This is a genomic window from Cognatazoarcus halotolerans (genome assembly GCF_009800965.1).
Classification (GTDB): Bacteria; Pseudomonadota; Gammaproteobacteria; order Burkholderiales; family Rhodocyclaceae; genus Cognatazoarcus; species Cognatazoarcus halotolerans.
This window is the reverse complement of the sequence record NZ_WUAF01000005.1, coordinates 273,436-287,299: the sequence shown is the minus strand read 5'-3', so window position 1 is coordinate 287,299 and position 13,864 is coordinate 273,436. Positions and strand designations below refer to the sequence as shown.

The 13,864-nt window shown below is 64.9% G+C and carries 13 protein-coding genes; 10 read left to right on the top strand and 3 right to left on the bottom strand.

The genetic code is table 11. From position 1 onward, the window contains the following. Nucleotides 1-65: 65 nt before the first annotated feature. From GQB03_RS09170 to GQB03_RS09150, 5 genes are all read left to right on the top strand, one after another. Nucleotides 66-1,007 (top strand): electron transfer flavoprotein subunit alpha/FixB family protein, encoded by a 942-nt coding sequence (locus GQB03_RS09170; RefSeq protein WP_159687729.1) that lies wholly within the window; start codon nucleotides 66-68, stop codon nucleotides 1,005-1,007. Between the two features lie 161 nt (nucleotides 1,008-1,168). Further along, nucleotides 1,169-2,800: an electron transfer flavoprotein-ubiquinone oxidoreductase gene (locus GQB03_RS09165; protein ID WP_159687727.1), complete on the top strand. Its 1,632-nt coding sequence runs from the start codon at nucleotides 1,169-1,171 to the stop codon at nucleotides 2,798-2,800. A 61-nt stretch (nucleotides 2,801-2,861) separates the two neighbouring features. Next, complete coding sequence (locus tag GQB03_RS09160; RefSeq protein WP_159687725.1) at nucleotides 2,862-3,173, top strand: DUF485 domain-containing protein; 312 nt, start codon at nucleotides 2,862-2,864, stop codon at nucleotides 3,171-3,173. Further along, nucleotides 3,170-4,840 (top strand): cation acetate symporter, encoded by a 1,671-nt coding sequence (locus tag GQB03_RS09155; protein ID WP_159687723.1) that lies wholly within the window; start codon nucleotides 3,170-3,172, stop codon nucleotides 4,838-4,840. The genes GQB03_RS09160 and GQB03_RS09155 overlap by 4 nt, the downstream gene beginning before the upstream one ends. A 332-nt stretch (nucleotides 4,841-5,172) precedes the next feature. Beyond that, entirely contained in the window at nucleotides 5,173-7,881 is a 2,709-nt protein-coding gene (locus tag GQB03_RS09150; protein ID WP_159687721.1) for a LuxR C-terminal-related transcriptional regulator, read from the top strand. 30 nt (nucleotides 7,882-7,911) lie between these two features. Here the strand turns inward: GQB03_RS09150 and GQB03_RS09145 are convergent, their stop codons facing one another. Genes GQB03_RS09145 through ygfZ form a run of 3 tightly spaced genes read right to left on the bottom strand, consistent with a single transcriptional unit; the run spans nucleotide 7,912 to nucleotide 9,984 of the window. Next, nucleotides 7,912-8,688 carry an NRDE family protein gene (locus GQB03_RS09145; protein ID WP_327516807.1) on the bottom strand — a complete coding sequence of 259 codons (777 nt, stop codon included), beginning with the start codon at nucleotides 8,686-8,688 and terminating at the stop codon, nucleotides 7,912-7,914. Continuing rightward, entirely contained in the window at nucleotides 8,667-8,954 is a 288-nt protein-coding gene (locus GQB03_RS09140) for a DUF4936 family protein (protein WP_159687719.1), read from the bottom strand. Before GQB03_RS09140 ends, GQB03_RS09145 begins: the two co-directional genes overlap by 22 nt. A 10-nt stretch (nucleotides 8,955-8,964) precedes the next feature. Continuing rightward, the gene (gene ygfZ / locus GQB03_RS09135; protein ID WP_159687717.1) at nucleotides 8,965-9,984 is read right to left on the bottom strand and encodes a CAF17-like 4Fe-4S cluster assembly/insertion protein YgfZ; all 1,020 of its coding nucleotides are present in this window, start codon (nucleotides 9,982-9,984) and stop codon (nucleotides 8,965-8,967) included. 100 nt (nucleotides 9,985-10,084) lie between these two features. On the opposite strand from ygfZ, the gene mltG reads away from it, so the two are divergent. Genes mltG through GQB03_RS09110 form a run of 5 tightly spaced genes read left to right on the top strand, consistent with a single transcriptional unit; the run spans nucleotide 10,085 to nucleotide 13,864 of the window. Continuing rightward, the gene (gene mltG, locus GQB03_RS09130; protein ID WP_159687715.1) at nucleotides 10,085-11,089 is read left to right on the top strand and encodes an endolytic transglycosylase MltG; all 1,005 of its coding nucleotides are present in this window, start codon (nucleotides 10,085-10,087) and stop codon (nucleotides 11,087-11,089) included. Then, a complete protein-coding gene (gene tmk / locus GQB03_RS09125) occupies nucleotides 11,086-11,709 on the top strand; it encodes a dTMP kinase (RefSeq protein WP_159687713.1) in 624 nt (207 codons plus the stop codon). The genes mltG and tmk overlap by 4 nt, the downstream gene beginning before the upstream one ends. Beyond that, nucleotides 11,706-12,731 carry a DNA polymerase III subunit delta' gene (gene holB, locus GQB03_RS09120; protein ID WP_159687711.1) on the top strand — a complete coding sequence of 342 codons (1,026 nt, stop codon included), beginning with the start codon at nucleotides 11,706-11,708 and terminating at the stop codon, nucleotides 12,729-12,731. Before tmk ends, holB begins: the two co-directional genes overlap by 4 nt. After that, the gene (locus GQB03_RS09115; protein ID WP_159687708.1) at nucleotides 12,728-13,093 is read left to right on the top strand and encodes a PilZ domain-containing protein; all 366 of its coding nucleotides are present in this window, start codon (nucleotides 12,728-12,730) and stop codon (nucleotides 13,091-13,093) included. The genes holB and GQB03_RS09115 overlap by 4 nt, the downstream gene beginning before the upstream one ends. A 3-nt stretch (nucleotides 13,094-13,096) precedes the next feature. Continuing rightward, nucleotides 13,097-13,864, top strand: a complete 768-nt coding sequence (locus GQB03_RS09110) for a TatD family hydrolase (RefSeq protein ID WP_159687705.1) — start codon at nucleotides 13,097-13,099, stop codon at nucleotides 13,862-13,864.

The window sequence follows — 13,864 nt, the reverse complement described above, 5'->3', positions numbered from 1 at the left end:
GGTGCTGGTGGCCGACGTGGCCCAGTTGGTCGACAAGCTCAAGAACGAAGCGAAGGTGATCTGACATGGCCATTCTCGTTATCGCGGAACACGACAACGCCGGCCTCAAGGCCGCCACCCTCAACACGGTCACCGCCGCCGCCGCGCTGGGCGGCGAGATCCACCTGCTGGTGGCCGGCCAGGCCTGCGACGGCGCCTGCACCGCTGCGGCCGGGCTCGCCGGCGTGAGCAAGGTGCTGTGCGCCGATGCGGCCCATTACGCCGACGCTGGCGCCGAGAACCTCGCTGCGCTGGTCGTCTCGGCAGTGCGCGACAGCGGCACCGCCTACACCCACCTGCTGGCACCGGCCACCACCTTCGGCAAGAACGTCTCGCCGCGGGTTGCCGCGCTGCTCGACGTGGCGCAGATCTCGGAGATCGTGGCGGTCGAATCGGCCGACACCTTCGTGCGACCGATCTACGCCGGCAATGCGCTGGCCACGGTGCAGAGCAGTGACCCGATCAAGGTGATCACGGTGCGCACCACCGCTTTCGATGCGGCGGGCGAGGGTGGCTCGGCGGCGGTCGAAGCGCTTGCCGCCGGCCCGGACCTGGGCAAGTCGAAGCTGGTTGGGCGTGAGCTCACCAAGTCGGAGCGGCCCGAGCTGGGCGCGGCCAAGACCATCGTCTCGGGTGGCCGCGGCCTTGGCAGCGGCGACAACTACCGTGCCATCCTCGAGCCGCTGGCCGACAAGCTCGGTGCGGCGATGGGCGCGAGCCGTGCGGCGGTCGATGCCGGCTTCGTGCCCAACGACTACCAGGTCGGGCAGACCGGCAAGGTGGTTGCCCCGCAGCTGTACCTGGCGGTGGGCATCTCCGGTGCGATCCAGCATCTGGCCGGCATGAAGGATTCCAAGGTGATCGTGGCGATCAACAAGGATCCGGAAGCGCCGATCTTCCAGGTGGCCGACTACGGTCTGGTGGGCGATCTGTTCGAGATCGTCCCGCAGCTGACCGCCGCGATCTAAGTCCAGACAGTCCATGCCGGCGCGGAGCCGGCGCCCGTCCCGTTCGCTCGGGAGGGCGCCGCTCGGCCCGAAACACACGGATCAAGGAGGCACAGGATGAATTCCGTAGTTGCGTTCCAAAAGCCAATGTCGACGGCCGCACCGGTCACGGAGGATGCGTCATGACGCGCGAATCGATGGAATACGATGTGGTGATCGTCGGTGCCGGCCCTTCGGGGCTGTCGACCGCGATCCGCCTGCGCCAGCTGGCCGAACGCGACGGGCGAGAGCTGTCGGTGTGCGTGGTGGAGAAGGGCTCGGAAGTCGGCGCCCACATTCTCTCGGGTGCGGTGGTCGAGCCGCGCGCGCTCAACGAGCTCATTCCCGACTGGAAGGAACGCGGTGCGCCGCTCAACACGCCGGTGCAGGAAGACCGCTTCCTGCTGCTCTCGGAGCAGGGCGCACGCAAGCTGCCGACCCCGCCGCAGATGCACAACGAAGGCAACTACATCGTCAGCCTCGGCAACCTGTGCCGCTGGCTCGGCGAGCAGGCCGAAGCGCTCGGGGTGGAAATCTACCCCGGCTTTGCGGCGGCCGAGGTGCTGTTTGACGACGCGGGCTCGGTCAGGGGCATCGCCACCGGTGACATGGGGGTCACCCGCGAGGGCGAGCACGGCCCCAACTACGCCCAGGGGATCGAGCTGCATGCACGCCAGACGGTGTTCTCGGAGGGCTGCCGCGGCTCGCTTACCAAGGGGCTGATGGCGCGTTACGGGCTTCGCGAAGGCGCCGATCCGCAGACCTACGGGCTCGGCATCAAGGAACTCTGGGAGATCGACCCGGCGGTGCATCAACCCGGTCTCACGGTGCACACCGTGGGCTGGCCACTCACCTCCGACACCTATGGCGGCTCCTTCCTCTACCACCTCGAGGACAACCTCGTGTCGGTGGGCTTCGTGGTCGGGCTCGACTACAGCAACCCGCACCTGTCGCCCTACGAGGAGTTCCAGCGCTTCAAGACCCATCCGGCGATCCGCAAGTACTTTGAGGGCGGACGGCGCATCTCCTACGGCGCGCGGGCCCTCTCCGAAGGCGGCTTCCAGTCGCTGCCCAAGCTCACCTTCCCGGGTGGCCTGCTGGTCGGCGACACCGCGGGATTCCTCAACGTGCCCAAGATCAAGGGCACCCACATGTCGATGAAATCCGGCATCGAGGCGGCCGAGGCGCTGTTTGCCTACCTGGCCGATGAGGCGCCGGCGAGCCCCGAGGTCACCGCCTACCCGGAGCGCCTCAAGGCGAGCTGGCTGTGGGACGAGCTCTACACCGTGCGCAACGTGCGCCCCTCGTTCCGCTGGGGCCTGTGGGGCGGCATGGCCTACAGCGCGATCGACACCTTCCTGCTGCGCGGCCGGGCGCCCTGGACGCTCAGGAACCACGCCGACCACACCCAGCTCAGGAAGGCTGCCGAGTGCCCGCCGATCGTCTATCCCAAGCCCGACGGCAAGATCAGCTTCGACCGGCTCTCCTCGGTGTTCATCTCGGCCACCAACCACGAAGAGGAGCAGCCCTGTCACCTGCGCCTGAAAAACGCCGAGGTGCCGATCAAGACCAACCTGGCGCTCTACGACGCCCCCGAGCAGCGCTACTGCCCGGCCGGTGTGTACGAGATCGTCCAGGAGACCGAAGGGCCGCGCCTGCAGATCAACGCCCAGAACTGCCTGCACTGCAAGACCTGCGACATCAAGGACCCCACCCAGAACATCGACTGGGCGGTACCCGAGGGCGGCGGTGGTCCGAACTACCCGAACATGTGATGGCCCGTCAGGACCGATCGTTTGAATAGCGGCAATACCCATTACCAAGAAGGAGATTTCAATGTCATCCCAGATCTACAAGCGAATCCGGGAGAACCCCCGGTTCGATGAGCTTGCCGGAAAGCGCAGCCGCTTCGCGCTGCTGCTGACCGCGATCGTGCTGGTTTCCTATTACTGCCTGATGATGCTGGTCGCCTTTGCGCCGGACGTCCTGCGCACACCGATCAGTGAAGGCGGCATGCTTACCATCGGCGTGCCGATCGGCGCGGTCATCATCATCGGTTCCTGGCTCCTGACCGGCTGGTTCGTTGCGCGCGCCAACGGCGAGTTTGACCGGATCAACGAAGAACTCATCCGGGAGGCGTCCAAATGATCAAGCTACGCCAGTTGATTGGGGCCGCCTGCCTCGGCATGGCCGGCAGCCTCGCCTATGCGGCCGATGCCGTCGGCGAGGCACAGAAGCAGCCGCTCAACATGACGGCAATCATGATGTTCTTCGTCTTCGTCCTGTCGACGCTCGGGATCACTTATTGGGCTGCCAGCAGAACCAAGACCACGTCGGACTTCTACACGGCCGGCGGCGGCATCTCGGGTTTCCAGAACGGACTCGCCATTGCCGGCGACTACATGTCCGCGGCAACCCTGCTCGGACTCTCGGCGCTGACCTTTTCGAAGGGGCTGGACGGTTTCATCTATGCGATCGGCTTTTTCGTCGGCTGGCCGGTCATCCTGTTCCTGATGGCGGAGCGGCTGCGTAACCTCGGCAAGTTCACCTTCGCCGACATCGCATCGTACCGCCTCGACCAGAACCGGATTCGCACCTTCGCGGCATTCGGCTCGCTGACCGTCGTGTGCTTCTACCTGATCGTCCAGATGGTCGGTGCCGGCCAGCTGATCAAGCTGCTGTTCGGCCTCGATTATCCGATCGCGGTGACCGTGGTCGGCGTGTTGATGGTGGTGTACGTCACCTTCGGCGGGATGATCGCGACGACCTGGGTGCAGATCATCAAGGCCTGCCTGATGCTGTTCGGCGGCACGGCGCTGCTCTACCTGTCGCTCGCCCAGTTCGGCTTCAGCCTCGAATCGATGGCCGCCAAGGCCGTTGAGGTGCACAAGGACGGCATCAAGATCATGGGACCCGGCTCGCTCATGGCCGATCCGGTCACCGCCGTGTCCTTGTCGCTCGGGCTGGTGTTCGGTACCGCGGGACTGCCGCACATCATGATGCGCTTCTTCACCGTGCCGAACGCCAAGGAGGCACGCAAGAGCGTATTCGTCGCCAGCGGCTGTATCGGCTACTTCTTCATGGTGGTATGCATCCTGGGCCTCGCGGCGATCAGCATCGTCGGCACCAACCCGGCGTATTTCGAAGGGGGCGTGGTCGGCGGCAAGATCATCGGCGGCGGCAACATGCCGGTGATGCATCTCTCCATGGCCTTGGGTGGAAACCTCTTCCTCGGCTTCATGTCTGCCGTTGCCTTTGCCACGATTCTCGCTGTCGTGTCGGGCCTTGCGCTGGCCGGCGCCTCGGCAATCGCCCATGACCTGTATGCCCGCATCATCCGCAAGGGCAGTGCCTCGGAGAACGAGGAAATGCGTGTTACCAAGTTTGCGACGCTCGCGCTGGGTGTGGTGGCGGTGGTACTCGGTATCGCCTTCGAGAAGCAGAACGTCGCCTTCCTGGTCGGCCTCACCTTCGGTATCGCCGCCTCGGCGAACTTCCCCGTGCTGATTCTTTCGATGTACTGGAAAGGCTTGACGACGCGCGGAGCCTTGCTCGGCGGCCTGATCGGCCTGCTTTCGGCAGTGACCCTGGTGATCCTGTCGAAATCCGTCTGGGTGACAGTGCTCGGAAATGCGGAACCCCTTTTCCCGTACGAGCAACCCGCGCTCTTCTCGATGCCTCTGGCATTCTTCTTCACCTGGCTCTTTTCGGTTACCGACCGGAGCGAGCGGGCACGCAAGGAGATCGATGCCTACGACGATCAGTACGTCCGCTCGCAGACGGGAGTGGGTGCCGCAGCAGCCAGCGCCCATTAATTTCCGATCCTTTCTCCTCCCCGGGGTTTGCGGCGACATTGGGCGCCGCATTTTTTCTTCTACTGCCGGGGGAATGCTCGCAGCGCCGCTCGTAAACCGCGGAGCCAGGCGTCGTGGCACGGGCACTTGTCCGACGAAGACTGCCGGGGCCGAGCCCGACCAACGCATCGATGGACCCGAGGCGGTCGACAATCGGTGACCAAACTGGTGAACTGTAAGAGACGGACTTCGCAGGAAACCTTACGAGGAAGGAGCGTCTTACCGCAATGGGGAACGTAAACCGGGGTGATCGCGGAGGCGATGATCAACGTCTGCAACTCATGCAGACGAAGATGCTTCCCCCGCTCCACGGCAACAGGCTGATCTGTCGCGAACATTTGCTCCGCAAGCTGGACGATGCCCTGGGGCACATGCTCACCGTCGTTGTGGCACCCGCCGGCTTTGGCAAGACGACGCTGCTTGCGGACTGGTATGCGAGGCTGTCCGCTTCGGGAAAATATGTCGCCTGGCTGTCGCTCGATGCCGAGGACGACGATCTGTACCAGTTCGGCTCCTACCTGCTGACCGCCCTGCAGAAATCATGCGACGGATTGGGGGCGCAGTCGATCGAGTTGATCCGCAATGATCCGATCGTTCCGCCAAAGACCGTTCTGTCGGTGCTCGTGAATGAGATCGCCGAGGCGGCTCGCGACGTCGTGATCATTCTGGACGATGCGCATCTGCTGAAATCGAAAGAGGTGAATGACACCATTCACCGCCTGCTGACGTACGGCCCGCCGAACCTGCACCTCGTCCTTGCCAGCCGCGGCGAGCCTTATTTCGCATTGAGCCGGTTCCGGGCCCGCTCGCAACTGCTTCGCCTGGGAAGCGACGATCTGAGGTTCGGCACCGAGGAAGCCGAGCTCTTTTTTGCGACCACCCAGGGACGCCGGATTCCGCGTGACCAGATCGGGCCCTTCGTGCGTGCGACCGAAGGCTGGGTGACGGGACTGCAGTTGGCCTCGATCGCGATGAGCGGCGAATCGGATGGGGCTGAATCGATGCGCGCCCTGAGCGCTGCATCGTGGGAGATCTCGGCCTATCTCTCCGAGAACGTGATGCAGAGTCTCCCCGAGAGAGTCGTGTCGTTCCTGCTCGCAGTATCGATTCTCGACCGCCTTTCGCCGTGGCTTTGCGTGCGGGTGAGCGGGATGAAGGATTCCCCCGAGATTCTCGAGTGGCTGGAAGAACGGAACCTGTTTCTCGTTTCGCTCAGCAGCGAGCGCGAGTGGTACCGATTTCACGCACTCTTTCTCGACTATCTGAGGCATCGCGCGTCCAGGGAAAATCCAGAAACGCAGATCCAGCGCCATCGGGAGGCAAGCCACTGGCTTGCCGAGAACGGTTTGTGGCAGGAAGCGGTGAAGCACGCGCTGGCCGCCGGCGACGATACCCAGGCAGCCGCGTGGGTGGAACGCTGCGCGACGAAACTGATCGAGCGCAGTGATCTGCGCACGGTCCTTACCTGGCTCGGGCGTTTGCCTGCACACGTGATCCGCAAGAGCATATTCCTGCGATTGGCCCGGGCGTGGTGCTATTCGCTCGGGTTGAGACCGGCCGAGGCCGTCGCCACTCTGGACGGCATACGGCGCGATATCGACTCGGGCACGCTCAGTGCGCCCGACCTCGGTTCGCTGAAATCGGAGATGCTCGCGGTGCAGGCGCTGACCGCCGGTCTGACAGATGACAGCGCCAATTCGCTGCTTCTCGCCAATCAGGTGCTGTCGCTGAATCCGCCCGAGGGGTCGTGGATCGAGCGGATCGCCCACGCTGCGCTGCTCTTCGGTCTGGTCTATAAGTCTGACTTTCCGGCCATCCGCACCATGTACCAATCGGCCCCGCGGCTCGACCGGGTGCCGCAATCGGAGCCCACCTACGCGAGTGCCTACCGGCAGTGCATGTTCGGGCTCGGCTTTCTGCTCGAGGGTCAGCTGCTCGATGCGGAACGAATTTTCCGCGACGCCCTGGTGTTTTCCGAGGCGCGCGCGGGTGAAAATTCCGCCGCTGCGGTTCTGCCTTCCGGGTATCTCGCCGAGATCTATTACGAATGGGATGAGCTGGACAAGGCGGCCGGCGTGATCCGTGACCTGTTGCCACTGGCGATAGAAGCCGCGCCGAACGGGTCCGCGAGCAGATTCTGCGTCGCATCCGCTCGACTCCTGTGGCTTTCCGGTGACCATGGACGCGCGCTCGCGGTTCTCGACGAGGCGATCGAGATGGCCACGCGCCGCGACTGGCTGCGAATGCGCGCCGCGTGCATGGGCGAATTGGTCAGACTGCATATCAATCTCGGCGAACTTACCAAGGCCGGCCGGATATTCCAGTCCATGAACGCAGCCATGCGCGCACATGCCGGACAACTCGGCGGTTCGTTGATCGAGGGGCGGTTCCATCACGGACTCGCAATGGCCAGGCTCGGTATCGCCCGCGGGGCGGCCGAGCCCGCGATCTACGCGCTGCAGATGCTCTGTTCGGAACTTGATGCGAAGGGGATGCGCTATCTTGCTGCTCGAGCGAGGATCGTGCTGGCCGGTGCGCTGCACCGTTTTTCCGATGAGTCCGCCGCCGAGCGGGTATTCATGCAGGCGCTGTCTTACGGCCAGGAGAATGGATTGATACGCAGCTTCATCGATGAGGAGGGGATTGCCGACGGGTTATTGGCGAGCCCCGGCCGCATGCGTTCGCTCGAAGCTGGTCGGATCTCCTGGTATCTCGACGACCTCGGCCAGGCAGCGGGGCGTCGTGGTTCGGCAACCGACGAAGCGGCCCGCGCCGGCATCGGCAAGATCGATCTGGCAAGCACGCTGAGCGCACGGGAGCGTCAGATCGTCGATTGCCTCGCCCGGGGGCTGTCGAACAAGGAGATCGCGAGAATCCTTGCGGTTTCGCCAGAGACGGTGAAGTCGCACCTCAAGAACATCTACGCGAAGCTCGATGTCACTTCGCGGCTGCAGGCCGTGCGATGGGCACAGGATCGGATGAGGCGGGCACCGGAACAGTGAGCGGCATCCGCCCATGCCCGAACGGTAGACTCAGGCGTGCGGGCGAAACCGCTCTCGCACGACACCCTGCGGCTCGCCGTGCTCGTCCCAGCTGAATTCATTGAACGACACTTCCCCGTCATGTCCGACCAGCACGATCGTCGAGCAACGGGTGCCGTAGCCGTTGGCGCGGATGAAGGCGCTGGAGAGCAGACGCTCCCATTCGAGACTCACCCCGGTCTGCGGCAGGGCCTCATCGGCAGCGGGACTGTCGTCGCGGAGCAGCTGGATCAGCGCATGTTCGTCCGGAAGATGGTGGAGGGCCCTGGACAGTCGGGACTTCGCCCTGTCGACCTTCGGCCAGGAAGTGTCGAGGAGGTGGTTTGACAGGCCATAGACGCCGGGCGCGAGGGTTCGGCCTGATCTTGCCACGCTCTCATAAATGCCGAACCGTTCTCCGTCGTAGAGCATGAGGTTGAAGCCGTTGTAGGCGTCCGAGCGTTGCTGCAGATCGCCCAGCGCCTCATCGACAGTGCTGCCTGAGGCGAGGAAGCCGGCAACGAGCTGCCCGCGCGAAGGGGTGCCCGCGCGGTGGCTCGAGGGGTCGCGGAAGTTCGTGAGTGCGGCAAACCGCCCGTCGGCGCTCACACCAAGCCAGGTGCCACCAGCTTCGAGATCCTGGCCGGCGAGCAGGCCAGGTTGTTCAGGCCACCAGCGGGCCGATGCGGCGGGGCGGCGGAAGAACTCGTCGCGATTCGCCGCGATGACCAGCGGATAACGGGGATGCGCCTGCCAGGCGGCGAGGATCAGGCACATGGCTCGAAGCACTCGACGTGTCGCGTTGCGCCCTCGGCGAGGCAATCACTAAAGCCGATGGCCTCGAGTTCCGACGCCAGCGCGGCGAGAAAGCCTTGCGGGTCTTCGATCTGCACGTAGGTTTCCATCCAGGTGAGCGGATCGTCGCTGCGCTGGAGCAGGCCGGTATCGATCCGCCAGGCGGCGCCAAGGCGGGCCTGGGCGCCGCGCAGGGCGGCACGCATGTCGGCTGCCCTTGCCGGGTCGACGCGGTAGTAAACATAGAGATTGACGGCCATTGCCGCGGCGTCAGCCCAGCGAATAGGGCAGGGGCATGACCGCGGCGCGGGCGCCATCGGGTGCGCCGAGGTGCAGCTCGCCAGCCTCGGCGCTGCTGCTCTGCAGGACCGCGAGGGCTTCCTGGCCGCCGCTGGGCGAGGGGGCGGCGAGCACCACCTTGCCGATCGACTGGTCGCCGAAATCCGGGGCGAACAGGTCGCTGCCGACCTGGACGGATGCCGCGCCGTCGAAATGAAGCCTGTACATACGCTTCTTGAGTTTGCCGAGGTACTGGGTGCGGGCGACGATTTCCTGCCCGGGGTAACAGCCCTTGTTGAAGCTGACGCCGCCGATCAGCTCGAAATTGAGCATCTGCGCGACGAATTCTTCCTGCACCGGCTGGGTTACCAGCGGAAGGCCGTCACGGATCATCAACCAAGTCCATCCACTCGATCCCGCCGGGGAAAGACCGGCCTCGCCAAGCGCGCGCCACACGCTCTTTGCCGAAGCAGCCGGCACCGCTGCAACCAGCAGATCCGCACCCAGCCGGATCACGCGGCCCGCAGGCGAGGGGGCCGTGTACATGGTCTCATCGGGGTTCGACAGGCCGGCAGCCTGGAGCGCGGCAGGCACCCCGGCACCGGCAAGGCCGAACAGCGCGAATTCGCCGCTCGCATCGGTAAGCTTCACCTTGGAGCGCAGCACGTACATCGAGAGTTTCTTGAGCACCGCCTGGTGCAGGTCGCGGGCCAGCGCGATGATCAGGTCGGCGCCGTCGCGCCAGATCAACAGGCTTGCGATCATCCGCCCTTTGGGGCTGTTGAGGCTGTTCCACTGGGCGCTGTTCTCACCAAGCTTCTTGACGTCGTTGGAGACCAGATTGTGGAGAAAGGCAACCGCCTCTTCGCCGGTTGCGCGGATGAGGCCGAAATTGCCGAGCGGTATGGCTACGCTGCTTTCGGCTGCAAGCTTCACCGCAGCTTCGGGTGGGCCGAATTCGATCGTGCCCAGTGGCGTCTCGGGCGCGTCCAGAAAGGAATAGGTGCTCATGATCTTGGCTTGAGGGAGATTGTCGGGGGTGAAGTATTATATGCGGCCTCCAAGAAAGGCCGTTGGTGCAAAACCCGATCCTGCGGCCACTGCGCGAATAATGCAAAAGCTGATCGTCAAACTTTCCCTGCTTGCAGTGCTGGGCTTGATCGTGGCGATCGCTGCGCTGGGCTGGTTCGCGTTACGGCCCCTCGATCTCAAGACGGAGCTGGTGGATTTCACGGTGGAGCGGGGCGCTTCGATGCGCGGCGCGGCACGCGTTATTCGCCAGGCCGGGGTGGAGATCCAGCCCGAAATGCTGGCGGTGCTGGCACGGCTCACCGGCAAGGCCAACAGTATCAAGGCCGGCAGCTATGAGGTCACGCGCGGCGTCACGGCATGGCAGCTGCTGCTCAAGCTCACCGCTGGTGACGTTACCCAGCGGGAATTCCGCATCATCGAGGGCTGGACTTTCAGGCAGGTGCTGGCCGCGCTACAGGCGCACCCCGATCTTCGGCACGACGCCGCCGGGCTGAGCAGTGCCGAGATCCTGCAGCGCATCGGCGCCAGCGAGTCGAATCCCGAGGGCCTGTTCTTCCCCGACACCTATCTCTTCGACCGCCAGTCGAGCGAGCTCGCGGTGCTGCGCCGCGCCTACCAGGAGATGCAGCGCCTGGTGGACACCGCGTGGGCCGGGCGCGGCGCCAATCTGCCGCTCAAGTCGCCGTACGAGGCATTGATTCTCGCCTCGATCATCGAGAAGGAGACCGGCCGCGAGGACGACAGGGCACTGGTGGGCTCGGTGTTCATCAACAGGCTGCGCATCGGCATGCGCCTGCAGACCGATCCGACGGTCATCTACGGACTCGGCGAAAGCTTCGATGGCAACCTGCGCCGGCGCGACCTCACAAGCGACACGCCCTACAATACCTACACCCGGACCGGGCTGCCGCCCACACCGATTGCAATGCCCGGCCTGGCGTCGATCCAGGCGGCGCTATCACCCGCAGACACCCGCTATCTGTACTTTGTCGCACGCGGTGACGGCAGCAGCCATTTCTCGCAGAGCCTGGACGAGCACAATCAGGCAGTGAACCAGTTCCAGAAGGGAGGCAAGGGTCAATGAGCGAGGCAAGGGGTCGATTCCTGACCTTCGAGGGCATCGACGGCGCGGGCAAGAGCAGCCAGATTGCGGCGGTGGTCGAGCATCTGCGCGGGCGTGGCCTCTCCGTGGTGCAGAGCCGCGAACCCGGCGGGACGCCGCTCGGAGAAAAGCTGCGCGAGCTGCTGCTGCACGAAGCGATGAATCTCGAGACCGAAGCCATGCTGATGTTTGCTGCCCGCCGCGAGCACCTCGCCGCGCTCATCGAGCCGGCGCTCGCGGCAGGTCAGTGGGTGGTGTCCGATCGCTTCAGTGATGCTACCTACGCCTACCAGGTGGGCGGCCGCGGGCTCGACGCGGCGAAGTTCGACGCGCTCGAGCAGTGGGTGCATCCTCGGCTGCAGCCTGACCTCACCTTCCTGTTTGACCTCGACCCTGCGACCGCCGCGGCACGGCTGGCCGGCACCGGACAGGCACCCGACCGTTTCGAGCGCGAGCAGCGGAGCTTCTTCGAGCGGGTGCGCAATGCCTATCTCGAGCGGGCGCGGCGGGCGCCGTCACGCATCTTGGTCATCGATGCGAGCGGCGCGCCGGAGGCGATTCGCGAGCAGGTGCTGGCCGCGCTGCAGAGGCTACCGGCATGAGCCTCTCGCCCTGGTTGCAGCCCTTGTGGAGGCAGGTGACGTCCCGCATCGGGCAGCTGCCCCACGGCGTATTGCTGAGCGGCCCGGGCGGTGTCGGCAAGCGTGACTTTGCAGAGGCGCTCGCAGCGCGGCTGCTATGTGAGCGCGCCAGCGGCGAGGAGATGGCCTGCGGCAGCTGTGACCCCTGCGTATGGCGCCTGTCGGCAAACCATCCCGACCTGCACCACCTCGTTCCCGCCGCCGAAACCGCCGAGGATGACGACAAGAAGCAATCGAGGCAGATCGTCATCGATCAGGTTCGGGCGCTGCAGGCAGCGCTGTCGGTGACATCGCACCATGGCGGAAGACGGGTCGTCATCATCGATCCGGTCGAGGCGATGAACCCGTTCACCGCCAACGCGTTGCTCAAGTTGCTCGAGGAGCCACCGGCCGATGCGACCCTGCTGCTGGTGTCGTCGCAGCCGCGCCGGCTCTTGCCGACGATCCGCAGCCGCTGCCAGCAGTGGGCCGTGGCGCGGCCCGACGCGGCGGCGGCCCGCGCCTGGCTGGACGCGCAGCAGCTACCCGACGCGCAGGCGCTGCTCGAGCTCACCGGCGGCCTGCCGCTGGCCGCGCAACGCATGGCGGAGCAGGGCGCGCACGAGCAGCTGGCGCGCTTCATCGCGGATGTCGAGCGGCTCCCGGGCGGTGACCCGGTCAAGCTCGCCGGCCAGTGGGAGAGCTGGCTCAAGAGCAAGGAGGCGATCGCCGGCGGTTTCGACCAGCTGCGTCTGATCGACTGGATGCAGCGCTGGATCACCGATCTGGTGAGCCTGCGGCTCGGCGGGCGGGTGCGCTTCTTTGCGTCGCGCAAGCACAGCCTCGAACGCCTAGCAGAGCGCTTGTCGGTGTCGCGTTCACTCGCCTGTTACAATGAAATCAACCAGATCCGGCGCCTTGCCCAACATCCGCTGAACCTTCGGCTGACGCTGGAAGACATGTTATTGCGCTATGTGCGCGCATTTTCGGAAGCCAAGACATGAGTGAGCAAGGCAAGACCCCGGCTTCGCGTCCGAGTGTTCTGTCGCTGAACATCAACTCGAAGTCGGCGCTTTACGCGGCCTACATGCCTTTCCTGAAAAACGGCGGCATCTTCGTCCCCACCTCGCGCGAGTACCGGCTTGGCGACGAAGTCTTCATGTTGCTCCAGCTCATGGACGACCCCGCGAAGATGCCCGTGGCCGGCGCGGTGGTGTGGATCACGCCGGCCGATGCCCAGGGCACCCGCAGCCAGGGCATCGGCGTGCACTTCAACGAGGACGATTCGGCCAAGGTGGTACGCGGCCGCATCGAACAGGTGCTGGCTGGCCACCTCGGTTCGAACCGGCCGACCCACACGATCTGAAAGATGTTCATCGACTCTCACTGCCACCTCGATTTTCCCGACCTGATCGAACGCGAAGCCGACGTACTTGAAGCGATGCGGCTCGCCCGGGTTTCCCATGCGCTGTGCATCAGCGTAAAGCTCGAGACCCTGCCTGCGGTGCTCGGGCTCGCCGAGCGTCATGACAATCTCTTCGCCTCGGTCGGGGTGCACCCGGATGGCGACGATGTCGCCGAGCCGAGCCTCGAACAGCTGCTCGAGCTGGCCCGTCATTCCAAGGTGGTGGCGATCGGCGAAACCGGGCTGGATTACTATTGGCACAAGGACGAGCCGGAGTGGCAGCGCCAGCGTTTCCGAACTCACATCAGGGCTTCGCGGGCCAGCGCCAAGCCGCTCGTCATCCACACCCGCAACGCCGCCGCAGACACCTTGCGCCTGATGCGCGAAGAGGGCGCAGGCGAAGCGGGCGGGGTGATGCACTGCTTCACCGAGACCCAGGAGGTGGCGGACGCAGCCCTCGAGCTCGGCTTCTACATCTCCTTCTCGGGCATCGTCACCTTCCGCAACGCCAAGGCGCTCAAGGAAGTCGCACGCCAGGTGCCGCTCGATCGATTGCTGATCGAAACCGACTCTCCCTATCTCGCGCCGGTGCCCCATCGCGGCAAGACCAATGAGCCCGCCTACGTGGTGCACGTAGCCGAGGAGATCGCAAAGCTGCGCGGGCTGTCGCTCACCGAGGTGGCACAGGCAAGCAGCGAAAACTTCAAACGTCTTTTCTGTCTGGATATCTGA

What these genes read in the sequence shown, in the direction of transcription:
- GQB03_RS09165 (WP_159687727.1), top strand. Translation starts at nt 1,169, where the DNA reads ATGACGCGCGAATCGATGGAATACGATGTGGTGATCGTCGGTGCCGGC.
- GQB03_RS09150 (WP_159687721.1), top strand. Translation starts at nt 5,173, where the DNA reads ATGCTTCCCCCGCTCCACGGCAACAGGCTGATCTGTCGCGAACATTTG.
- tmk (WP_159687713.1), top strand. Translation starts at nt 11,086, where the DNA reads ATGAGCGAGGCAAGGGGTCGATTCCTGACCTTCGAGGGCATCGACGGC.
- ygfZ (WP_159687717.1), bottom strand. Translation starts at nt 9,984, where the DNA reads ATGAGCACCTATTCCTTTCTGGACGCGCCCGAGACGCCACTGGGCACG.
- GQB03_RS09140 (WP_159687719.1), bottom strand. Translation starts at nt 8,954, where the DNA reads ATGGCCGTCAATCTCTATGTTTACTACCGCGTCGACCCGGCAAGGGCA.
- holB (WP_159687711.1), top strand. Translation starts at nt 11,706, where the DNA reads ATGAGCCTCTCGCCCTGGTTGCAGCCCTTGTGGAGGCAGGTGACGTCC.
- GQB03_RS09160 (WP_159687725.1), top strand. Translation starts at nt 2,862, where the DNA reads ATGTCATCCCAGATCTACAAGCGAATCCGGGAGAACCCCCGGTTCGAT.
- GQB03_RS09155 (WP_159687723.1), top strand. Translation starts at nt 3,170, where the DNA reads ATGATCAAGCTACGCCAGTTGATTGGGGCCGCCTGCCTCGGCATGGCC.
- GQB03_RS09170 (WP_159687729.1), top strand. Translation starts at nt 66, where the DNA reads ATGGCCATTCTCGTTATCGCGGAACACGACAACGCCGGCCTCAAGGCC.
- GQB03_RS09110 (WP_159687705.1), top strand. Translation starts at nt 13,097, where the DNA reads ATGTTCATCGACTCTCACTGCCACCTCGATTTTCCCGACCTGATCGAA.
- GQB03_RS09115 (WP_159687708.1), top strand. Translation starts at nt 12,728, where the DNA reads ATGAGTGAGCAAGGCAAGACCCCGGCTTCGCGTCCGAGTGTTCTGTCG.
- mltG (WP_159687715.1), top strand. Translation starts at nt 10,085, where the DNA reads ATGCAAAAGCTGATCGTCAAACTTTCCCTGCTTGCAGTGCTGGGCTTG.